Below are 21564 nucleotides of genomic sequence, written 5' to 3' on the forward strand. Positions count from 1 at the left end.
GGTTTGTTGCTTGGTGTAACACGCTTATCAAGACAACGTCTGCGCGTGTATCGCTTTTTGGGACCTTACAGTTTAATCTCGATATCCACACCAGATGGCAGATCCAGACGCATCAAAGCATCTACTGTTTGTGGTGTTGGGTTCAAGATGTCGATCAAACGTTTGTGTGTACGCATCTCGAATTGCTCGCGAGAATCTTTGTACTTATGAACCGCACGCAGGATCGTGTAAACTGCTTTCTCCGTTGGGAGTGGAATTGGACCGGATACGTTAGCACCGGAACGCTTCGCAGTGTCCACAATTTTTTCTGCGGACTGATCCAGGATTTTGTGATCATAAGCCTTCAAACGAATACGAATCTTTTGCTTTGCCATTGAAGTCCCTCCTTTTTCGCCCATTTTTTAAACAGACATTTCTCCGTGGAAATATCCTGCACCCCGGTCATGGCAAAGGGGCCGGGTGTGTCAGCAACCTCCCACATCATCGCAAGTCCATGACCAACATTCAATATTGTACTAAAAAGATTTGGGCAACGCAAGTTTTTTCTTGGGTTTCCGTATATTTTTTTGTACATGGTGTGCCTACTGAATGGCTCACCTTGATCATCATACAGATTTCAAGGAAGAAAGGCAAGCGGGATTACCTGCCAACCTGCCAAGTCATCTATCTATAATAGAAGGAAGACGTTATACTTAGGATTGTAATCGTTATGAAATGGAGGTTCTCCTCAATGTCTGATGTGAATCAAACCCCTTATGAAATCATTGGCGGTGCAGATACTTTGGCCCGTCTTGTCGATACCTTTTACGATCTGGTAAAACAGCATCCCGATATTAACGACCTCTTCCCTGAAGATTTAACCCACGTGAAGGAGCGTCAATATCAGTTTTTGACGCAGTTTCTCGGTGGTCCAAGCCTTTATTCGGACGCCCATGGTCATCCGATGCTGCGAGCACGACACATGCCTTTCCCCATTGGACCTGTACAGGCAGAGGCTTGGCTATCTTGTATGGATAAAGCCATGAACCTGACTGGACTAGAGGGCGAAATTCGGAAGCAAATCTTTGATCGCTTGCGTTTAACTGCTCACCATATGGTCAATAAGTGGGAACAATAAGAAAAAGCGTAGGACAATTTACTGCCCTACGCTTTTGTTGTTATATCAGAGGGTGCTGCTGCACGTGTAGCTTTCGGTCTCACCAAGCTACGCGATCCCAAGTATACACCGCCTACAATCATGCACAGTGCTAGTAGGTGTACGAGTTGAAGACTTTCTCCCAGGAATATCGCCGCAAATACCAAACTGGCCATTGGCATTCCATTTAGGAATACAGCTGTTCGACTCGCCCCAAGCTGACGTATCCCATAATTCCAGCCGATTGAGCCGAGCGCAGTTGACAGCGCACCTGAAGCAAAAATCACAAGCCACTGGAAGGAGGAAACGTCCAAAGAAAAATAATAGGAAGCTGGTTGAACAGACAATGCGACTCCCCACAAGAAGATGACCCCAAACGTTTGCGATAAAGCCGTAATTAAGAGTACTGGTACACCTCTTACGACCAACTTTCGAATGAGTAAACCACCCGTTACATACATGAGCATGGAGAAAAACATAATGGCATCTCCCCAGCCATTCATATGAAGGCCACCGTGCTGAGAGATGACGACAATCAACACTCCTGCAAAACCCATTCCAATGCCAAGCCCTTTTTTCAAAGACATGCCTTCCCCTAAGAATAGCATCGCCAAGAGAGCAGTTGCCAACGGATTTAATCCAAGAATAAGAGATGCATTTCCTGCCGTCGTGTATTGAACACCTGCTGCAAGCGTTATTTGATGAAGGGCGATAGAACTAGCACCGACTCCAGCTAACAAGAACCAATCCGTTTTGCTAAATCGCAAACTCTTTCTGTATAAGAAGATGAGTGGTGATAAACAGATTCCACCAACAGTCATGCGTATAGCCGCGACATATAATGGAGGAAACGTGGTTAAATACTTGACCATGACGACATTCAAGCCCCACAGTGTGACAACACCCGCAAGCATAAGAAACAATAATCGCTCATTATTTTTCATCTCTACTATCCCCCATCCAATCCTGATGGTATTGTAGCATATTGCTACGAGAGGCAAATTGAATGATTTTGATGGGAGTTATTTAAAAGTTCGATAAATGCACATAAAAAAACCCGACAACCAAAGTTGTCGGGTTTTTTGTATCCGTATATCTTACGCGTCGATAGAAGCTACAACGCCAGCGCCTACTGTACGGCCACCTTCGCGGATCGCGAAGCGAGTACCTTGTTCCATCGCTACTGGAGCGATCAGTTCTACAGTGAACTCAGTGTTGTCGCCAGGCATGATCATTTCAACGCCTTCTGGCAGTTGGATGATACCTGTTACGTCAGTTGTACGGAAGTAGAATTGTGGACGGTAGTTAGCAAAGAAAGGAGTGTGACGTCCGCCTTCTTCTTTGGACAGAACGTAAACTTCTGCTTTGAACTTAGTGTAAGGCTTAACGGAACCTGGTTTCGCCAAGCATTGTCCACGCTCGATGTCGTTACGGTCTACACCGCGCAGCAGAGCACCGATGTTGTCACCAGCTTGAGCTTGATCCAGCAATTTGCGGAACATCTCAACACCAGTTACAGTTGTGTTTTTAGTTTCTTCAGCCAGACCAATGATTTCTACTTGGTCACCAACTTTAACGATACCGCGCTCTACACGACCAGTAGCAACAGTACCACGACCAGTGATCGTGAACACGTCCTCTACAGGCATCAGGAACGGCTTGTCAGTTGCACGCTCAGGAGTTGGGATGTAGCTGTCAACAGCTTCCATCAGTTCGCCAATTTTCTTAGCCCACTCACCAGTTGGGTTATCCAAAGCTTCTTTAGCAGAACCTTTGATTACTGGAGTGTCGTCACCTGGGAACTCATATTGAGACAACAGGTCACGGATTTCCATTTCAACCAGTTCCAACAACTCTTCATCGTCTACCATGTCGCATTTGTTCATGAATACTACGATGTAAGGTACGCCTACTTGTTTGGAGAGCAGGATGTGCTCGCGAGTTTGTGGCATAGGGCCATCAGCTGCGGATACAACCAGGATTGCGCCGTCCATTTGAGCAGCACCAGTAATCATGTTTTTCACATAGTCCGCGTGACCAGGGCAGTCAACGTGAGCATAGTGACGGTTTTCAGTTTCATACTCAACGTGAGCAGTGTTGATAGTGATACCGCGCTCTTTTTCTTCTGGAGCAGCGTCGATAGATGCATAGTTCATTGCTTGTGCTTGACCTGTTTGTGCCAAAACAGTTGTGATAGCAGCAGTCAGGGTAGTTTTACCATGGTCAACGTGACCGATAGTACCAATGTTAACGTGTGGTTTATTACGCTCAAATTTCGCTTTTGCCATGAGAGAAAAGCCTCCTTATAGATAAGGGTTTTATGGTTTGAAGAAAGGTTTACCTTACGAATGGTTGTCCCTTCCATATTGTAAACCTTTCTGATTGCAAGATAAAGCTGTAACCTGTAATTATTCGCCTTTAGATTTCTTGATGATCTCTTCAGCGATAAATTTAGGTACTTCTTCGTAGTGGTCGATCACCATGGAGTAAACGCCACGGCCTTGGGTACGGGAACGAAGAATTGTGGAGTAACCAAACATCTCGGACAGTGGTACCATTGCACGGATTACTTGTGCATTTGCACGAGCTTCCATACCTTCGATACGACCGCGGCGAGAGTTCAGGTCGCCCATAACGTCGCCCATGTACTCTTCTGGCATTGTAACTTCTACTTTCATGATTGGCTCGAGCAGTACAGCGCCACATTTTTTCGCAGCTTCCTTCAATGCGAGGGAACCTGCTACTTTAAATGCCATCTCGTTGGAGTCAACATCATGGTAGCTACCGTCTACGATAGTAGCTTTGATATCAACCAGCGGGAAGCCGGCGATAACACCATTTTTCATGGACTCTTCGATACCCGCTTGAACAGCAGGGATGTATTCGCGTGGTACTACACCACCAACGATTTTGTTTTCGAATTGGAAGCCTTGACCAGCTTCGAGTGGAGCGAATTCCACCCAAACGTGACCGTATTGACCACGACCACCGGACTGACGAACGAATTTACCTTCCACTTTTGCTGCGTTACGGAATGTTTCACGGTAAGCAACCTGTGGAGCACCTACGTTCGACTCGACTTTAAATTCGCGTTTCAGACGGTCTACGATAATCTCCAGGTGAAGCTCACCCATACCGGAGATGATTGTTTGACCAGTCTCTTCATCTGTACGAGTTCTGAACGTTGGATCCTCTTCAGCAAGCTTGGACAGGCCGATACCCATCTTGTCTTGGTCTGCTTTGGATTTTGGTTCGATCGCAACAGAAATAACTGGCTCTGGGAAGTCCATAGACTCAAGGATTACTGGAGCCTTTTCATCACACAGAGTATCACCAGTTGTTGTATCTTTCAAACCTACAGCTGCAGCAATGTCACCGGAGTAAACCGTTGTGATCTCTTCACGGTGGTTTGCGTGCATTTGCAGGATACGGCCTACGCGCTCACGTTTACCCTTGGTAGAGTTGAGAACGTAAGAACCGGAGTTCAGTACACCGGAGTATACGCGGAAGAAAGTCAAACGACCAACATACGGGTCAGTCATGATCTTGAACGCAAGAGCAGAGAACGGACCGTTGTCGTCAGCTGGACGATCAACTTCATCTTCAGTATCTGGCAATGTACCTTTAATTGCAGGGATATCTACTGGAGACGGCAGGTAAGCAACTACGTTGTCCAGCATAGGCTGAACACCTTTGTTCTTATAAGAAGAACCGCACATTACCGGCGTCAGTTTGCAGTCGATAGTACCCTTACGCAGAGCAGCACGGATTTCGTCGTTGGTCAGCTCTTCGCCTTCCAAGTACTTCATCATGAGCTCTTCGTCTTGTTCTGCAGCTGCCTCAACCATCGCCATACGAAGTTCTTCGCAACGAGCCAGCAGGTCAGCAGGGATTTCAGCGGAGTCAGAAGTTTTACCCAAGTCATCAGTATATACGATTGCCTTCATTTCAATCAGGTCAACCATACCTTTGAATTGATCTTCTGCACCGATTGGATATTGGATCGCTACTGGATTTGCACCCAGGCGAGATTTGATCTGACCCAAGCACATATCAAAGTTAGCACCCATGATATCCATTTTGTTGATGTAGCACATGCGTGGTACGCCATAGCGGTCAGCTTGGCGCCATACGGTTTCGGTTTGCGGCTCAACGCCACCTTTTGCGTCAAAAACGGTTACAGCACCGTCAAGAACGCGGAGGGAGCGCTCAACTTCTACAGTGAAGTCTACGTGGCCTGGCGTATCGATAATGTTGATTCGATGGCCATTCCATTGAGCAGTAGTAGCAGCCGAAGTGATCGTGATACCACGCTCTTGCTCTTGTTCCATCCAGTCCATGGTTGCTGCACCTTCGTGCACCTCACCAATTTTATGAACGCGACCAGTGTAGAACAGAATACGCTCAGTAGTCGTCGTCTTACCAGCATCGATGTGAGCCATGATACCGATATTACGCGTATTCGGCAAAGAGAACTCGCGAGCCATTAGGTATGCTCCTTCCATACTCGAGTTTGAGAATAAACGGGTATCCAATACGGACACCCGATTCAATTCCTACCAGCGATAGTGAGCAAACGCTTTGTTCGCTTCAGCCATCTTGTGCGTGTCTTCACGCTTTTTAACTGCTGCACCGGTGTTGTTAGCAGCGTCCATGATCTCGTTAGCAAGACGTTGTTCCATGGTTTTCTCTCCACGGTTACGGGAGTAGTTAACCATCCAACGCAGGCCAAGAGTGGTACGGCGCTCCGGTTTTACTTCGATTGGTACTTGGTAGTTAGCACCACCTACACGGCGAGCTTTAACTTCCAGTACTGGCATTACGTTTTTCAGTGCTTCTTCAAACACTTCCATCGGGTTGCGACCTGTGCGCTCCTGGATGATGTCAAATGCGTTGTAGAGAATGTTCTGAGCTACACCACGCTTACCATCCAACATCAGGCGGTTAATCAAGCGAGTAACCAACTTGCTGTTGTGAATAGGATCAGGCAGCACGTCACGACGGGTTACAGGACCTTTACGAGGCATCGTATTCCCTCCTTCTTTTCGTTATAAATTCACGCCACTTCACAGGCGTTTTTTTATTACTTCTTCGCTGCTGCTTGACCTGGCTTCGGACGCTTAGTACCGTATTTGGAACGACCTTGTTTACGGTTGTTCACACCAGCAGTGTCAAGAGCACCACGAACGATATGGTAGCGTACCCCTGGCAAGTCTTTTACACGACCGCCGCGCACCAGCACGACGCTATGCTCTTGCAGGTTGTGGCCAATACCACCGATGTAAGCTGTTACCTCGATTCCGTTAGTCAAACGCACACGAGCGTATTTACGCAACGCGGAGTTCGGTTTTTTCGGAGTCATGGTACCTACACGAGTGCAAACACCACGTTTTTGAGGAGAGCTTTGGTTAGTTTGGCTTTTCTTGAAGCTGTTGTACCCCTTTTGAAGAGCTGGGGACTTCGACTTCACTACCTTATCCTCGCGACCTTTACGCACCAATTGGTTAATTGTAGGCATGATGTTACCTCCCTTCTTAATACCCAATCTTCAAGACCACAGATCCAGGTGAGTCATTTTTAGGTCAAATAGAAAGTCCTTGTCCATCATTACGCAACGTGTAAGCCACGGACAAAAACATCGTTAACCACTTTTTTTAATCGCAGCAGTAGCCGCTCCCACTTCAATTCCGCACGCTTTGCCTAAGCGATACATGGAATCTACATGGATGACTGGAACACCCTTCTCTTTGCAAAGGAGCTCGACTTTTTGGGTCAAACGCTTATCTGCATCAACAGCGATATACACTGCTTCTACCTGTTGGCTTTCAACAGCTTTGATCGTCTGCTTAATGCCGATTGTCAAGTCCTTGGCCCGCTCGACTTTTTCATAAGACATGGTTCTCATATCCTCCAAAGTACAGATGTCAGGCACACTTGAATATAATATCAGGTGGGCTAGTTATTGTCAACGCCCTTTTGATATTTTTTATTTAGGAAAGCGCCCACCAATCGGTGATGGGCGCTTTTCCCGCCATTACTCTACAGAAACTGCTTCTTGCTCAGCTTTCGCTGCTTCCAGCTCTGCTTCGTAATCTACTTGACTAGCAACTTTTACATTGCGGTAACGTGACATACCGGTACCTGCTGGAACCAGCTTCCCGATAATAACGTTCTCTTTCAAACCTAGCAGGCGATCGACTTTTCCTTTGATTGCTGCATCGGTAAGAACGCGAGTCGTTTCCTGGAAGGATGCTGCCGACAGGAAGGAGTCGGTTTCGAGGGATGCTTTGGTGATCCCCAAAAGAACCGGACGACCCACTGCTGGATTTCTGCCTTCCATGAGAACTTTTGCGTTCGCTTGCTCAAATTCAGGAACCTCAACATAGGAACCTGGCAAGAGGTCTGTATCTCCGCTGTCGATAACGCGCAGTTTGCGCAGCATCTGACGAATCATAACCTCTACGTGCTTGTCGTTAATTTCTACCCCTTGCATACGGTAAACTTTTTGTACCTCTTGCAAGATGTAGTTCGAAACGCCGCGCATACCGCGAACTTTGAGCATTTCTTTCGGGTCTACGGAACCCTCTGTGAGCTCGTCACCAGCATTCAGCTTGACACCAACAGAAACCTTGATGCGCGAGCCATACGGTGCTGCATACACTTTGTTCTCCGCTTCTCCACGTACTTCGATCTCGCGACGATCTTTCCCTTCGCGAATATCAATAACTTCACCATCGATTTCGGAGATGACTGCTTGCCCTTTCGGATTGCGCGCCTCAAACAACTCTTGAATACGCGGCAAACCTTGGGTAATATCGTCTCCCGCAACCCCACCGGTATGGAAGGTACGCATGGTCAACTGGGTACCCGGCTCACCAATGGATTGTGCAGCGATAATACCGACTGCTTCTCCCACTTCCACCTCGGCTCCTGTAGCCAGGTTGCGTCCGTAGCACAGTTTGCAGACACCGTGGCTGGTGCGGCAAGCAAGTACGTTACGGATGTAAACGTCAGTGATTCCAACTTTTTCGATATACTCGGCAACCTCTTCAGAGATCTCCTCATTGCGGTGCACGATGATTTCTTTTGTCTCAGGGTGGCGTAAAGTCTCGAAGCAAGTACGTCCTGTCAGACGGTCAGATAGCTTCTCGATCTCTTCTTTACCATCCTTGATCGCTGTTACACGGATACCTTTATCTGTTCCACAATCGGTTTCGCGTACAATCACGTCTTGAGCAACGTCCACCAGACGACGAGTCAGATAACCCGAGTCCGCTGTACGCAAGGCCGTATCGGCGAGACCTTTACGCGCACCGTGCGTAGAGATAAAGTACTCCAATACCGTCAGACCTTCACGGAAGTTGGATTTAATCGGCAACTCGATGATTCGACCGGATGGGTTCGCCATCAGACCGCGCATACCAGCCAGCTGAGTGATCTGGGATACGTTACCACGGGCACCGGAGTTCGCCATCATGAAGATCGCGTTAAACTTATCCATGGACTTCATCAAAACTTCTGTTACCTCATCCTTCGCTTTGGACCAGATGGAAATAACGCGGTCATAGCGCTCGTCCTCTGTGATCAAACCGCGACGGAATTGCGTCATAACAGTTGCTACCTTCTCATCTGCAGCGTCAAGAATGTCTTTTTTCTTTCCTGGTACCGCGATGTCCGCTACGGCAATCGTGATACCTGCTTTCGTCGAGTACGTGAAGCCCAGTTCCTTGATTCTGTCGAGAATCATGGACGTTTTCATCGTACCGAAGCGGCGGAAGCACTCGGAAATAATGGTACCTAGGAAGCCTTTTTTTACAGCCCCTGGATCAGGAAGGTTCTTAATGAACTCAGAAACATTTGTACCTTTATCAAAAATAAAGCACTCATCTGGAACCATCGTTTGCAGGTTAGCTCGAGTTGGCGCATTAATGAACGGCAAATCAGCAGGGAAAATCTCGTTGAAAATCACTTTCCCAACTGTCGTTACGATCAGTGCGTTCTCTTGACGCTCAGTAAAGCTGATTTTGTTCAGGCGTTTCGCTGGCAGAACGATACGCGTATGCAAGCTGATAAAGCCTTGCTGATAAGCGGCAATCGCATCGTGAGGATCGCGATAAATCGTCCCCTCGCCTTTGTCGCCTTCGCGCTCTAGCGTCAGGTAGTAAGAACCAAGCACCATATCCTGGGATGGTGTTACTACCGGTTTACCGTCTTTCGGGTTCAAGATGTTCTGCGCTGCCAGCATGAGGATACGGGCTTCCGCCTGCGCTTCAGCAGACAACGGAACGTGAACCGCCATTTGGTCACCGTCAAAGTCCGCGTTGTACGCTGTACAAACGAGTGGATGCAGACGGATCGCACGGCCTTCAACCAGAACTGGTTCGAATGCCTGGATACCCAGACGGTGCAAGGTGGGGGCACGGTTCAACAGTACCGGGTGCTCACGAATAACGTCCTCGAGAACATCCCATACCTCTGGCTGAACGCGCTCAACCTTGCGCTTTGCGCTCTTGATGTTGTGAGCGAGGCCTTTGGAAACCAGCTCTTTCATCACGAACGGCTTGAAGAGCTCCAGTGCCATTTCTTTAGGCAAACCGCACTGATACATCTTCAGGTTAGGTCCTACAACGATAACGGAACGACCGGAGTAGTCAACACGCTTACCGAGCAGGTTTTGACGGAAACGACCTTGTTTACCTTTCAGCATGTGGCTGAGAGATTTCAAAGGACGGTTACCTGGTCCTGTTACCGGACGTCCACGACGACCGTTGTCGATGAGCGCGTCTACTGCTTCCTGCAGCATGCGTTTCTCGTTTTGTACGATAATGTCAGGCGCACCCAGTTCGAGCAGGCGCTTCAGACGGTTATTACGGTTGATTACACGGCGGTACAGGTCATTCAGGTCGGAAGTGGCAAAACGTCCACCATCCAACTGAACCATTGGACGAAGCTCTGGCGGGATAACCGGTAATACGTCGAGAACCATCCAATCCGGGTGGTTACCGGAGTTACGGAATGCCTCGAGCACTTCCAGACGCTTGATCGCACGGTTGCGACGCTGGCCTTGTGCCGTTTTCAAATCTTCTTTTAACGTTTCCACGTCTTTATCCAAATCGATTTCTGCAAGCAGGCGTTTGATCGCTTCTGCTCCCATCATCGCTTGGAAGGAGTGGCCGTATTTCTCACGATAGTTGCGATACTCTTTTTCGGAGAGCAATTGCTTTTTATCGAGAGGAGTGTCACCTGGATCGGTAACTACGTAAGAAGCAAAGTAGATTACTTCCTCCAGGGAACGTGGGGACATGTCGAGCACCAAGCCCATGCGGCTTGGAATCCCTTTGAAGTACCAGATGTGAGAAACTGGGGCAGCCAGTTCAATGTGCCCCATGCGCTCACGCCGTACTTTGGCGCGGGTTACTTCCACGCCACAACGGTCGCACACTACACCTTTATAACGAACACGCTTGTATTTACCGCAATGGCATTCCCAGTCCTTGGTTGGTCCAAAGATGCGTTCACAGAACAAGCCGTCTTTTTCCGGTTTCAGTGTGCGGTAGTTGATCGTCTCTGGCTTCTTCACTTCCCCGAAAGACCACGAACGGATCTTATCGGGGGAAGCCAAGCCGATCTTCATATATTCGAAGTTGTTCACGTCAATCACAGGGCGTTACCTCCCTTGGTACCGGAATCTTACTCTTCGTTCAAGCTTCCGCCTTCGAGAACGAGGTTCAGTTTTTCACCGTTACCTTCATCCTCATCTTCCATTTCACGCATTTCAATCTCCTGCTCGTCACCGGACAGAATCTTCACGTCCATACCCAAGCTCTGCAGTTCCTTGATCAATACCTTGAAGGACTCAGGAACACCTGGTTCTGGAACGTTTTCGCCCTTAACGATCGCTTCGTACGTTTTCACGCGGCCCACGACGTCATCCGACTTGACAGTAAGAATTTCTTGCAAGGTGTAGGCAGCACCGTATGCTTCCAATGCCCAAACCTCCATCTCCCCGAAACGCTGTCCACCGAATTGAGCTTTACCACCCAATGGCTGTTGCGTAACAAGAGAGTAAGGACCAGTAGAACGAGCATGGATTTTATCGTCAACCAAGTGAGCCAGTTTCAGCATGTATACACAACCAACTGTTACACGGCGATCAAACGGTTCACCAGTACGACCATCAAACAAGATCGTTTTTCCGTCACGATCCAGACCTGCTTCTTCCAACGTTTCGAATACTTCTGCCTGACGTGCACCGTCGAATACCGGCGTTGCTACGTGGATACCCAGAAGTTTCGCTGCCATACCCAAGTGAGTCTCCAATACCTGACCGATGTTCATACGCGAAGGTACGCCCAACGGGTTAAGTACGATCTCTACTGGAGAACCATCTGGCAGGAACGGCATATCTTCTTCCGCCATGATGCGGGCGATAACCCCTTTGTTACCATGTCGACCGGCCATTTTGTCACCCACGGAGATTTTCCGTTTTTGGGCGATGTAAACGCGAACGAGTTGGTTTACACCTGGTGGCAATTCGTCGCCATTCTCACGCGTAAATACTTTTACGTCTACGATGATACCGGAACCACCATGCGGTACGCGCAGGGATGTATCACGAACTTCACGAGCTTTTTCACCGAAGATGGCATGCAGGAGGCGTTCTTCTGCTGTCAGCTCAGTAACCCCTTTAGGTGTAACCTTACCAACGAGAATGTCGCCGTCCTGAATCTCCGCACCAACACGGATGATACCGCGTTCGTCCAGGTTTTTCAGAGCATCTTCCCCGACGTTTGGAATATCGCGAGTGATTTCCTCTGGACCCAGCTTGGTGTCGCGAGCTTCGGACTCGTATTCTTCAATATGAATAGACGTATACACGTCATCTTTTACAAGTTTTTCACTTAGAAGAATCGCGTCTTCGTAGTTGTATCCTTCCCACGTCATAAACGCAACGATTACGTTACGACCGAGAGCCAATTCACCTTTTTCAGTGGATGGGCCGTCCCCAACGATATCGCCTTTTTCAATCCAGTCTCCAGTGCTTACAATTGGACGCTGGTTGATGCAGGTACCTTGGTTGGAACGGATAAACTTGTGCATTTTGTATTTATCGAGATCGCCAGCAACTTTTCTGCCATCGATTTCTTGGTAACGACGAATCCAGATTTCGCGAGCCGTTACGCGCTCTACTTGACCCGGATGTTTGGCAACGATCGCCACACCGGAGTCTTGCGCTGCTTTATGTTCCATACCCGTACCGACAAACGGTGCTTGTGGAATCAAAAGCGGAACGGCCTGCCGCTGCATGTTTGAACCCATCAGTGCGCGGTTGGCGTCATCGTTCTCGAGGAACGGAATCAGCGCTGTCGCAACGGATACAACCTGCTTCGGCGATACGTCCATGAAGTCTACCTTGTCGCGCGGTACGCTCAAGATCTCACCTTTACGACGGCAGATTACCATGTCGTTTACGAAACGGCCATCTTCATCAAGTGGCTGATTCGCCTGTGCCACGTTGAACACGTCTTCCTCATCAGCAGTCAAGTAGCTGATATCAGTCAACACGAAGCCTGTTTCTGGATCTACTTTACGACGCGGCGTTTCGATGAATCCGTAATCGTTAATGCGTGCAAAGGACGACAGGGAGTTGATCAAACCAATGTTTGGTCCCTCTGGCGTCTCAATTGGACACATACGACCGTAGTGGGAATGGTGAACGTCGCGCACTTCGAAGCCCGCGCGCTCACGCGTCAAACCACCAGGTCCGAGTGCGGACAAACGGCGTTTGTGCGTCAGCTCAGCCAATGGATTTGTTTGATCCATGAACTGGGACAACTGCGAGCTACCAAAGAACTCCTTCAGCGAGGCAATCACTGGACGGATGTTAATGAGAGCTTGCGGTGTAATTTGGTTTTGATCCTGGATGGACATGCGCTCACGAACCACACGCTCCATACGGGACAGACCAATACGGAACTGGTTCTGCAACAGTTCACCTACGGAACGCAGACGACGGTTACCCAAGTGGTCGATATCATCTGTGGAGCCTACACTGTGCAGTAGGTTCATGAAATAGTTGATCGCCGATACGATGTCCGCCGGCGTAATATGTTTGAAGGACTTATCTACATTTCCGTTTCCGATTACTTTGATGATCTTGCCATCTTCAATCGGAGAAAAAATATTGATAGATTGTAGATGGATTGCTTCATCTTCCAGAACGCCGCCATGCGTGCGAACGTCGATAAATCCGATGCTGCCTTCCAGAGCTGGCACAATACGTTCCAACACACGACGGTCAATCATTTGACCTGCTTCGGCAAAAATCTCACCTGTTGTCGTATCGATCAACGTTTCAGCCAGACGTTGGTTGTACAGACGGTTTTTCAAATGAAGCTTTTTGTTCATTTTATAGCGACCAACAGAAGCCAAATCATAGCGCTTAGGGTCGAAGAAACGAGAGATCAAGAGGCTCTTCGCATTTTCGACTGTTGGTGGCTCACCCGGACGAAGACGCTCGTAGATTTCGATGAGTGCTTTTTCCGTAGAATCCGTATTGTCTTTTTCCAGCGTGTTCTTGATGTATTCATCTTCACCCAGCAAGTTGAGAATCTCAATGTCGGAACCAAAGCCCAACGCACGCAAAAGAACCGTTACCGGGATTTTTCGCGTACGGTCGATGCGGACATAAATAACGTCCTTCGCATCGGTCTCCAGCTCCAGCCAAGCACCCCGGTTCGGGATTACTGTAGCTGTAAACGTCTGCTTGCCGTTTTTGTCCACTTTGGTGTTGTAATATACACTGGGGGAACGAACAAGCTGGCTGACAATTACGCGCTCAGCACCATTAATAATGAAGGTTCCCGTTTCGGTCATGAGCGGGAAATCCCCCATGAATACTTCTTGTTCCTTCACTTCACCCGTCTCTTTGTTCAACAAACGTACCTTCACACGCAGAGGCGCCGCATAGGTGACGTCACGTTCTTTCGACTCGTCAACATCGTACTTCGGCTCTCCCAAGCTGTAGTCGATAAACTCCAGCACGAGATTACCTGTGAAGTCCTGGATTGGCGAAATGTCTTGGAACATCTCACGGAGCCCCTCATCAAGGAACCATTGGTAGGACTTTTGTTGAATCTCGATGAGATTTGGAAGGCCCAGCACTTCGTTAATACGTGAATACGTACGACGCTGGCGGTGTCGGCCACTTTGAATCACTTTACCTGCCAACTTATTCACCCCTCAGGTTGTGTTTTCACACATAGAAACTCGGCATTCGGCAACTTCTTTCAGTCGCATTCGAATGCCTAAAAATAAAAATGGGTTAAAGCAGCTTCAACCATTTTTAACCCAGAGAAACTCTATTTTAAAAGAATTCCCATGTTTTCACCCAAACATTCCTATCTTAGGAAAAAAGTAGAAACGCTTGATGGACAGGGAATTGCTGAAAAATAGACATTTATCCCATATTGACATTTTATAATACTATCACATTCAATTATTCACGTCAAGAAAACTTTTCTAATGATTTCTTCTTGCTTATTTGATAGCCCTGAATATGTGATAGCCTTTTTCCCGATCTACCTCTAGTACTTCGCGGTACACTTCCTGCAGCTTCTTTAATGCAGATGGGGCGCCTTGCTTCTTCTGAATGACAACCCACATTTCTCCGCCTTCTACCAACAGGTCGTATCCCTCAACAAAAATGCGATGAACGATTTCCTTACCCGCACGAATCGGCGGATTGGTCAGAATGACATCAAACTGCTCGCCTTGCACGCCGCTGTAGACATCACTCACTCGAACCTCAACATTTTTTATTCCATTTGCTTCTGCATTACGACGAGCCAGGTTAACCGCACGCTCGTTCACGTCGATCATCGTCACCCGACCATGATCAGCAAGCTTGGCAGCCGTCAATCCCATCGGACCATACCCGCATCCCACATCAAGCACACGTGCATGACTGTCGATTTCCATGTTCTCGATGAGCAATACACTTCCAAAATCAATCCGGTCTCGGGAAAAAACGCCAGCATCCGTTATGAAACGAAATTCATTACCACGGAGGTTGAACGTAAATTGCTGTTCATCATGTGCAGCGCCCGGTTGATTGGTATAGTAATGGTCTGCCACGTGTGATTCACCCTTCCTCATCGTTTACGAAAACCTCTAACATCAAAAGCTTACAGAAAATCCCCCTGCCGCAGGCAAGGGGATATCCTAAAGGAAGCTAACTTACTTTACTTCTACTTGTGCGCCAGCTTCTTCGAGTTTTGCTTTGAGGGCTTCTGCTTCGTCTTTGGAAACGCCCTCTTTGAGTGTTTTTGGAGCGTTGTCTACCAGGTCTTTTGCTTCTTTCAGACCCAAGCCAGTCAGCTCGCGAACAACTTTGATTACGTTGATTTTGGAAGCGCCGCCGCTTACCAGGTTAACAGTGAACTCAGTTTGCTCAGCAGCAGCTTCTGCTCCGCCACCAGCAACTACAGCTACAGGAGCAGCAGCAGTTACACCGAATTCTTCTTCAATTGCTTTTACCAGATCGTTCAGTTCGAGAACGGACATGCCTTTAATGGCTTCCAAGATTTGGTCTTTAGACATTTGTAAATCCTCCATTCAAGGAATAGTATTTGTAAAACATTAACCGATCAGACGATTACGCGCCTTGACCTTCTTTTTGTTCTGCCACTGCTTTGACTGCCAGTGCAACGTTGCGCATTGGAGCTTGCAGGACGGAAAGAAGCATGGACAAGAGACCTTCGCGGTTCGGCAGGGAAGCCAGAGCTTTAATTTGCTCAGCATCAACTACTTTACCCTCGATAACGCCACCCTTGATTTCCAGCTTGTCGTTTTTCTTAGCGAATTCAGCGATAACTTTCGCTGGAGCGATGATATCGTCTTTGGAGAACGCCAGAGCGTTTGGTCCAGTCAGATATTGATCCAGTTCAGTCAGGCTTTCCTTCTCAGTAGCCAAACGAGTCAGGGAGTTTTTCAACACCTGGAACTCAACACCAGCTTCACGCAATTGCTTACGGAGCTCAGTTACTTGTGCTACTGTCAGACCGCGGTAGTCAGCTACCACTGTAGTTTGGCTTTCGCGAAGCTTAGCTGCGATTTCGTTGATCGCTTGTACCTTTTCTTCACGAATAACGGTTGGACGAATTTCTGCCATTGATTACACCTCCCGTGCTCTAATCCTAGAAAATGAAGAATGCCCTCGCAGACTCACGAGGGCATAATGCTATATCGTCAAAGGAAAACAGCGTTTCCTCATTCGTACATTACACGCCTCGGAGGGGTATTAAGCGTTACTCTCACAAGCACCGCACCTTCTGTCTACGGCATATTCTTTTCATCAACAGGGACTATCTTAACAACTCCCGTAAAGGAAGTCAAGTGTCATTATTTTACAGCTACACGTACGCCAGGGCCCATAGTGGAGCTCAGGGTTACGTTTCTCATGTAAACACCTTTAGCAGCAGCTGGTTTCGCACGGTTCAGTGCTTCAGTCAGAGCAGCCAGGTTTTCTACCAGTTTATCAGCATCGAAGGATGCTTTTCCGATAGGAGCGTGGATGTTACCCGCTTTGTCTACACGGTACTCAATTTTACCTGCTTTGATTTCGTTAACCGCTTTGGTTACATCGAAAGTAACTGTACCGGTTTTAGGGTTTGGCATCAGGCCTTTTGGACCGAGTACACGACCCAATTTACCTACTTCACCCATCATATCAGGAGTAGCTACTACAACGTCAAAGTCGAACCAGCCACCTTGAATTTTTGCGATCATGTCTGCATCGCCTACGAAGTCTGCGCCAGCTGCTTCCGCATCTTTTGCTTTTTCGCCTTTTGCGAATACGAGAACACGTTGTACTTTACCAGTACCATGTGGCAATACAACTGCGCCACGAATTTGTTGGTCAGCACGCTTAGGATCTACGCCCAAACGGAAAGCTGCTTCAACAGTTTCGTCGAATTTAGCTGTAGCTGCTTTTTTAACCAGCTCAACGCCTTCAACTACTTCGTATACTTTGTTTTTATCAACGAGCTTTACAGCATCTTGATATTTCTTACCTTTTTTCGCCATGATTAAATCTCCCTTCAATGTGGTCGTAGCGGTTGATCCTCCCACAGACAGGGGGGCACAACGTCTGTGCCCCCTTGCACTCAAGACAATTAGTCTTCGATTACGATACCCATAGAACGAGCTGTACCTTCTACCATGCGCATAGCCGCTTCAACGGATGCAGCATTCAGGTCAGGACGCTTCAGTTCTGCGATTTCACGAACTTTATCACGCTTCAGCGTAGCAACCTTTGTTTTGTTTGGTACGCCAGAACCGGACTCAATACCAGCAGCTTTCTTCAACAGAACTGCAGCTGGAGGAGTTTTTGTGATAAAAGTGAAAGAACGGTCTTCAAACACGGTGATTTCCACCGGAATGATCATACCTACTTCGCTTTCAGTGCGAGCATTGAATTCTTTACAGAATCCCATGATGTTTACACCAGCTTGACCGAGAGCCGGACCTACTGGAGGTGCAGGATTCGCTTTACCTGCTGGGATTTGTAATTTAATTACGCGGATAACCTTCTTAGCCACGTAACACACCTCCTTACTTCACATGTGGTTATTACGGGGGAATGCCCCCTCCCACCGTTTTTTGAAAGTCTGTATGTAACAGACTTTCGATCTATAGTGAGAGTGCAAGAAACCCCAAATTAATTTTGTGGGATTGTTAAAACAAAATGAAATGTACCACATAGCGCGATACTTTTCAAGTTGAATCCTAATCCAATTGTTGAACTTGTGTAAAGTCTAGCTCTACCGGTGTTTCGCGACCGAAGATGTCCACCAACACGCGAACCTTCTGCCTGTCCGGGTAAATCTCGATAATCTCCCCGGTGCGATTGGAAAACGGACCATCTGTGACGCGCACCATATCGCGGAGAGCAAAATCGACTCTGATCTTGGGAATTTCGATTCCCATTTGCTTGAGAATCGTATCGGCCTCTTCAGGACGCAGCGCTGTCGGTTTAGAGCCAGCACCCGTGGATCCGACAAAGCCGGTAACCCCAGGGGTGTTGCGCACGACATACCAAGAGTCGTCCGTCATCACCATTTCAACAAGGACGTATCCAGGAAACACTTTTTTCGTGACGGTGCGCTTTTTACCATCCTTGGTTTCCACCTCTTCTTCAGTGGGAACAAGAACGCGAAAGATCTTGTCTTCCATGCCCATCGACTCGAGTCGCTTCTCCAGATTTGTTTTTACCTTGTTTTCGTAACCTGAGTACGTATGAAGTACATACCATGCTTTTTCCATATCCAACAGGACGATAACCGTCCGTCCCTCCTAAGACTTGCATAATTACGTTCCTAGAATCAAATCGATCAAGCGCGAGATACCCAAATCAACGACGAAGAAGAATATTGCCAGGAGCACAACCGTGACGAGAACAACGAGCGTATAGGTCGTCAATTCTTTACGGTTGGGCCAACGGACTTTCTTTAGCTCGGACATTACGTCACTAAAAAAACCACCGGTACGGCGAAAACTGGCTCCAATTCGTGATAAAAAACCCACTTTGCCACCCCCTGACTTCGTCGCATCAACCATTACTTCGTCTCGCGATGAAGGGTTTGCTTCTTGTCACGGGAGCAATACTTTTTCAGTTCAACACGTTCAGTAGTGGTGCGCTTGTTCTTTGTGGAGATATAGTTACGCTCGCCACACTCGGTGCACGCCAACGTGATGTTTACTCGCATTTATTGCCACCTCCATCTCATTTCAAACCTGCTATTAGTTAAAAGTACCCCGATGATAAATAGTACGGGAAAACCGCTACTTTTTCCAGACCATTTCATTCACCTAAGTAACCATAGAACAGAGAGATAAGAGTCTATGGCTACCTAAATAAATTTATCATACCGAAATACCCATGTCAAACAAAATGACTTGACAAGAGATAGTCCTTTTGCTTCCAAAATAAAAAGAGAGATTCTCTACAGATGAATCTCTCTTCCTTCCAAATAGCGCTCTAGCTTGCGCTTTACTCGCTGCAATGCATTATCAATAGACTTGACGTGACGCTTCAGCTCGACGGCAATCTGCTGATAGGATCGCCCATCCAAATAGAGCATGAGAACCTGACGCTCCAAGTCACTCAAAATTTCACTCATTTTGCCCTCGATATCATCGAACTCTTCCCGATTGATAAACAATTCCTCTGGATCGGTCACTTTTGTTCCCGAGATCACATCGAGGAGTGTGCGGTCAGAATCTTCATCGTAGATAGGCTTGTCCAGTGAGACGTAAGAATTGAGCGGGATGTGCTTCTGGCGTGTCGCTGTCTTGATCGCGGTAATGATCTGACGGGTAATACACAGCTCAGCAAATGCCTTGAACGACGTGAGCTTGTCTCCTCGGAAGTCGCGAATAGACTTGTACAGTCCGATCATCCCTTCCTGCACGATGTCTTCGCGGTCAGCCCCAATAAGAAAATAGGATCTCGCTTTGGCACGAACGAAGTTCTTGTATTTGTTGATCAAATACTCCAAAGCTTCGGCGTCATTATCGCGAACCAGGTCGACTACTTCTTCGTCGGTCATTAGTTCATATTGGGCATGTTTTAACTCCTTGAGGTCAACACTCACAAATGATCCCTCCGCCAACCGGTTTCTCCAATAGATAGCGCTATTATACATGATGCCGTAAAAAAGCGTCAACCGAATCCAAGTTATTCCCTTCTCCATTTTTCGAATATTTTCGCTATTTCATCATTCAGCGTAATCCGCGTGGAGAAACGTTCTTCTTGCGTTTTTTCGACCTGTTTCTTGATTTCCTTGCCCGCATTTTCCATATCGAGCAACAACTCCCGCGCTGATTTGCGCAAAGCCCCCTGCCCAAATATGACACGTTGAGAGGTATAGTCAGAAGTTGCTACATAAATTTGTCGATTTTTATTGTGAAATTGGGAGACTAATTGCTCAATTTTCTCGTCTGCCGTCTCCTTTTTTTTCGTGAAATAAACTTCAACCTGGAAGTCTTCCATTTGACGGCCACTACCAGGAACGTTGTACGCATCAAAGACAATGATGACCATCACACCAGTGTAGCTCTGGTACTCAGCCATTTTTGCGATTAATTGATCACGCGCCTCGTCCATCCGCTCTTGATCCTTCAACAGGCGCAGATCGGGCCAGGCGCCGATGATATTGTATCCATCTACGATCAACAGCTGCTTGGCTTTTCGTTTCGCCATGTCATTTCACCCGCGTCGGAATTGGACTCCTGGAGCGATAGACTTCATACATCAACAAGGCAGCTGCTACAGAAGCATTGAGAGAGGTAACATTGCCCGCCATCGGAAGGCTGTACAGAAAATCACAGTTTTCCCGAACGAGACGACTCATGCCTTTTCCTTCGCTGCCAATGACAATTGCAAGCGGCATCGTATAATCACCCTGGCGGAAATCTTGCTTGGCACTCGCATCTGTTCCCGCGATCCAAACACCGCGTTCTTTGAGCTCTTCCATGGTACGAACCAAGTTCGTCACTCGTGCTACCGGTACGTAATTGATCGCCCCTGCCGAAGCTTTTGCCACTGTTGCTGTAAGACTGACTGAACGTCGTTTTGGAATGATGACACCATGAGCCCCGACTGCATCGGCTGTCCGCATGATGGAACCGAGGTTATGCGGATCCTCCAGCTCGTCCAGCAGCAAAATAAACGGCGCCTCGTTTTTCTCCTCTGCCCGCTTCAAAATATCGTCTACTTCTACGTAATCGTAAGCAGCAACAGAAGCCACTACACCCTGGTGGTTGTCCGTCGACACAAGCTGATCCAGCTTTTTGCGGTTCGCTGTCGTCACAATGACACCCTGTTCTTTTGCCAAGGCAAAGACAGGTCCCATCAGATTTTTATTCGTTCCCTCTGCAACCCAAATCTTATTGATCGTACGGCCTGATCGCAGAGCCTCGATGACGGGGTTTTTCCCCAGAATCCATTCTTCACTCATTTCATGATTCTCCTTCCACTATGGCAAAAGCCTGCTGCACAATTTCAGCGATCCGCTCTTCTTTTCCACTCAAGTACAGGTACCCGATCAATGCTTCAAAAGCCGTTGCATGACGGTAGTCGATAATATCTGCGTTTTTGGCACTGGAGCCGGATTTGGCATTCCGCCCCCGCTTCACTACATTCAATTCTTCCTCCGGCAATGTGGGCATTAACGTCAACAACACATTGGCCTGTGCTTTCGCTGAAACATAGCGGTTGGCCGCCTTGTGGAGCTGGTTTGGTTTAACCAGCCCCTTGGCGATCAAATGATACCTGACACAATGCGAATAGGTAGCATCCCCGAGGAAGGCAAGCACGAGTGGATTTGTCAGATTAGGATCTCGGGTCAGTTCTTCTTTTTGCATTT

22 protein-coding genes and 1 other annotated feature are annotated in these 21564 nt (G+C 47.8%); of the genes, 1 reads left to right on the forward strand and 21 read right to left on the reverse strand.

All coding sequences use genetic code 11. The annotated features are described in order from the left end of the window. Window positions 1–65: 65 nt before the first annotated feature. Window positions 66–374: a 30S ribosomal protein S10 gene (rpsJ, locus tag ODZ53_RS26665; RefSeq protein WP_005828858.1), complete on the reverse strand. Its 309-nt coding sequence runs from the start codon at window positions 372–374 to the stop codon at window positions 66–68. A 356-nt stretch (window positions 375–730) separates the two neighbouring features. Here rpsJ and ODZ53_RS26670 point away from each other — a divergent pair, with 356 nt between their 5' ends. Continuing rightward, entirely contained in the window at window positions 731–1117 is a 387-nt protein-coding gene (locus ODZ53_RS26670) for a globin domain-containing protein (RefSeq protein WP_372681244.1), read from the forward strand. 26 nt (window positions 1118–1143) lie between these two features. Here the strand turns inward: ODZ53_RS26670 and ODZ53_RS26675 are convergent, their stop codons facing one another. The 20 genes from ODZ53_RS26675 to ODZ53_RS26770 all read right to left on the reverse strand — a co-directional run bounded on the left by ODZ53_RS26675 (window position 1144) and on the right by ODZ53_RS26770 (window position 21562). Further along, window positions 1144–2079 (reverse strand): DMT family transporter, encoded by a 936-nt coding sequence (locus ODZ53_RS26675; protein ID WP_372681246.1) that lies wholly within the window; start codon window positions 2077–2079, stop codon window positions 1144–1146. A 153-nt stretch (window positions 2080–2232) separates the two neighbouring features. Continuing rightward, window positions 2233–3423 (reverse strand): elongation factor Tu, encoded by a 1191-nt coding sequence (gene tuf, locus ODZ53_RS26680; RefSeq protein ID WP_012683980.1) that lies wholly within the window; start codon window positions 3421–3423, stop codon window positions 2233–2235. Window positions 3424–3543: 120 nt separating this feature from the next. Then, window positions 3544–5622, reverse strand: coding sequence for an elongation factor G (fusA, locus tag ODZ53_RS26685; protein WP_012683979.1), 2079 nt, complete (start codon window positions 5620–5622; stop codon window positions 3544–3546). A gap of 69 nt (window positions 5623–5691) precedes the next feature. Further along, a complete protein-coding gene (gene rpsG / locus ODZ53_RS26690; RefSeq protein ID WP_007716226.1) occupies window positions 5692–6162 on the reverse strand; it encodes a 30S ribosomal protein S7 in 471 nt (156 codons plus the stop codon). 56 nt (window positions 6163–6218) lie between these two features. After that, window positions 6219–6653 (reverse strand): 30S ribosomal protein S12, encoded by a 435-nt coding sequence (gene rpsL / locus ODZ53_RS26695; RefSeq protein WP_012683978.1) that lies wholly within the window; start codon window positions 6651–6653, stop codon window positions 6219–6221. Window positions 6654–6776: 123 nt separating this feature from the next. Next, entirely contained in the window at window positions 6777–7031 is a 255-nt protein-coding gene (locus ODZ53_RS26700) for a 50S ribosomal protein L7ae-like protein (RefSeq protein ID WP_012683977.1), read from the reverse strand. Window positions 7032–7169: 138 nt separating this feature from the next. Then, on the reverse strand, window positions 7170–10796 hold the full coding sequence (rpoC, locus tag ODZ53_RS26705; protein WP_173606575.1) for a DNA-directed RNA polymerase subunit beta': 3627 nt from the start codon (window positions 10794–10796) through the stop codon (window positions 7170–7172). A 29-nt stretch (window positions 10797–10825) separates the two neighbouring features. Beyond that, window positions 10826–14365: a DNA-directed RNA polymerase subunit beta gene (gene rpoB, locus ODZ53_RS26710; RefSeq protein WP_172143225.1), complete on the reverse strand. Its 3540-nt coding sequence runs from the start codon at window positions 14363–14365 to the stop codon at window positions 10826–10828. Window positions 14366–14674: 309 nt separating this feature from the next. Further along, window positions 14675–15271, reverse strand: a complete 597-nt coding sequence (locus ODZ53_RS26715) for a class I SAM-dependent methyltransferase (protein WP_372681250.1) — start codon at window positions 15269–15271, stop codon at window positions 14675–14677. Between the two features lie 102 nt (window positions 15272–15373). After that, window positions 15374–15736 carry a 50S ribosomal protein L7/L12 gene (gene rplL, locus ODZ53_RS26720; protein WP_007716218.1) on the reverse strand — a complete coding sequence of 121 codons (363 nt, stop codon included), beginning with the start codon at window positions 15734–15736 and terminating at the stop codon, window positions 15374–15376. Between the two features lie 55 nt (window positions 15737–15791). Next, window positions 15792–16307, reverse strand: coding sequence for a 50S ribosomal protein L10 (rplJ, locus tag ODZ53_RS26725; protein ID WP_012683973.1), 516 nt, complete (start codon window positions 16305–16307; stop codon window positions 15792–15794). Between the two features lie 24 nt (window positions 16308–16331). Beyond that, window positions 16332–16495, reverse strand: a sequence feature (ribosomal protein L10 leader region). 42 nt (window positions 16496–16537) lie between these two features. Continuing rightward, complete coding sequence (gene rplA, locus ODZ53_RS26730; RefSeq protein WP_064202934.1) at window positions 16538–17221, reverse strand: 50S ribosomal protein L1; 684 nt, start codon at window positions 17219–17221, stop codon at window positions 16538–16540. 89 nt (window positions 17222–17310) lie between these two features. Then, complete coding sequence (gene rplK / locus ODZ53_RS26735; RefSeq protein WP_005828886.1) at window positions 17311–17736, reverse strand: 50S ribosomal protein L11; 426 nt, start codon at window positions 17734–17736, stop codon at window positions 17311–17313. A gap of 187 nt (window positions 17737–17923) precedes the next feature. Then, window positions 17924–18460, reverse strand: coding sequence for a transcription termination/antitermination protein NusG (gene nusG / locus ODZ53_RS26740; protein ID WP_012683971.1), 537 nt, complete (start codon window positions 18458–18460; stop codon window positions 17924–17926). Between the two features lie 45 nt (window positions 18461–18505). Continuing rightward, a complete protein-coding gene (secE, locus tag ODZ53_RS26745; protein ID WP_012683970.1) occupies window positions 18506–18754 on the reverse strand; it encodes a preprotein translocase subunit SecE in 249 nt (82 codons plus the stop codon). Further along, window positions 18754–18903, reverse strand: a complete 150-nt coding sequence (rpmG, locus tag ODZ53_RS26750) for a 50S ribosomal protein L33 (protein ID WP_003392018.1) — start codon at window positions 18901–18903, stop codon at window positions 18754–18756. The genes secE and rpmG overlap by 1 nt, the downstream gene beginning before the upstream one ends. A gap of 237 nt (window positions 18904–19140) precedes the next feature. Next, the gene (sigH, locus tag ODZ53_RS26755; RefSeq protein ID WP_005828894.1) at window positions 19141–19791 is read right to left on the reverse strand and encodes an RNA polymerase sporulation sigma factor SigH; all 651 of its coding nucleotides are present in this window, start codon (window positions 19789–19791) and stop codon (window positions 19141–19143) included. An 83-nt stretch (window positions 19792–19874) separates the two neighbouring features. Beyond that, window positions 19875–20399 (reverse strand): NYN domain-containing protein, encoded by a 525-nt coding sequence (locus ODZ53_RS26760; RefSeq protein WP_012683968.1) that lies wholly within the window; start codon window positions 20397–20399, stop codon window positions 19875–19877. Window position 20400: 1 nt separating this feature from the next. Beyond that, a complete protein-coding gene (rlmB, locus tag ODZ53_RS26765) occupies window positions 20401–21156 on the reverse strand; it encodes a 23S rRNA (guanosine(2251)-2'-O)-methyltransferase RlmB (protein WP_012683967.1) in 756 nt (251 codons plus the stop codon). A 1-nt stretch (window position 21157) separates the two neighbouring features. Continuing rightward, window positions 21158–21562, reverse strand: a complete 405-nt coding sequence (locus ODZ53_RS26770) for a Mini-ribonuclease 3 (protein ID WP_007716204.1) — start codon at window positions 21560–21562, stop codon at window positions 21158–21160. Window positions 21563–21564 lie beyond the last annotated feature (2 nt).

It is taken from the genome of Brevibacillus sp. BD137, from assembly GCF_041644655.1.
Classification (GTDB): domain Bacteria; phylum Bacillota; class Bacilli; order Brevibacillales; family Brevibacillaceae; genus Brevibacillus; species Brevibacillus brevis_D.

Coding starts and splice junctions, on each gene's coding strand:
- rpsJ (WP_005828858.1), bottom strand. CDS start 374: ATGGCAAAGCAAAAGATTCGTATTCGTTTGAAGGCTTATGATCACAAA.
- ODZ53_RS26670 (WP_372681244.1), top strand. CDS start 731: ATGTCTGATGTGAATCAAACCCCTTATGAAATCATTGGCGGTGCAGAT.
- ODZ53_RS26675 (WP_372681246.1), bottom strand. CDS start 2,079: ATGAAAAATAATGAGCGATTATTGTTTCTTATGCTTGCGGGTGTTGTC.
- tuf (WP_012683980.1), bottom strand. CDS start 3,423: ATGGCAAAAGCGAAATTTGAGCGTAATAAACCACACGTTAACATTGGT.
- fusA (WP_012683979.1), bottom strand. CDS start 5,622: ATGGCTCGCGAGTTCTCTTTGCCGAATACGCGTAATATCGGTATCATG.
- rpsG (WP_007716226.1), bottom strand. CDS start 6,162: ATGCCTCGTAAAGGTCCTGTAACCCGTCGTGACGTGCTGCCTGATCCT.
- rpsL (WP_012683978.1), bottom strand. CDS start 6,653: ATGCCTACAATTAACCAATTGGTGCGTAAAGGTCGCGAGGATAAGGTA.
- ODZ53_RS26700 (WP_012683977.1), bottom strand. CDS start 7,031: ATGTCTTATGAAAAAGTCGAGCGGGCCAAGGACTTGACAATCGGCATT.
- rplL (WP_007716218.1), bottom strand. CDS start 15,736: ATGTCTAAAGACCAAATCTTGGAAGCCATTAAAGGCATGTCCGTTCTC.
- rplJ (WP_012683973.1), bottom strand. CDS start 16,307: ATGGCAGAAATTCGTCCAACCGTTATTCGTGAAGAAAAGGTACAAGCG.
- rplA (WP_064202934.1), bottom strand. CDS start 17,221: ATGGCGAAAAAAGGTAAGAAATATCAAGATGCTGTAAAGCTCGTTGAT.
- nusG (WP_012683971.1), bottom strand. CDS start 18,460: ATGGAAAAAGCATGGTATGTACTTCATACGTACTCAGGTTACGAAAAC.
- secE (WP_012683970.1), bottom strand. CDS start 18,754: ATGGTTGATGCGACGAAGTCAGGGGGTGGCAAAGTGGGTTTTTTATCA.
- rpmG (WP_003392018.1), bottom strand. CDS start 18,903: ATGCGAGTAAACATCACGTTGGCGTGCACCGAGTGTGGCGAGCGTAAC.
- ODZ53_RS26760 (WP_012683968.1), bottom strand. CDS start 20,399: ATGGCGAAACGAAAAGCCAAGCAGCTGTTGATCGTAGATGGATACAAT.
- rlmB (WP_012683967.1), bottom strand. CDS start 21,156: ATGAGTGAAGAATGGATTCTGGGGAAAAACCCCGTCATCGAGGCTCTG.
- ODZ53_RS26770 (WP_007716204.1), bottom strand. CDS start 21,562: ATGCAAAAAGAAGAACTGACCCGAGATCCTAATCTGACAAATCCACTC.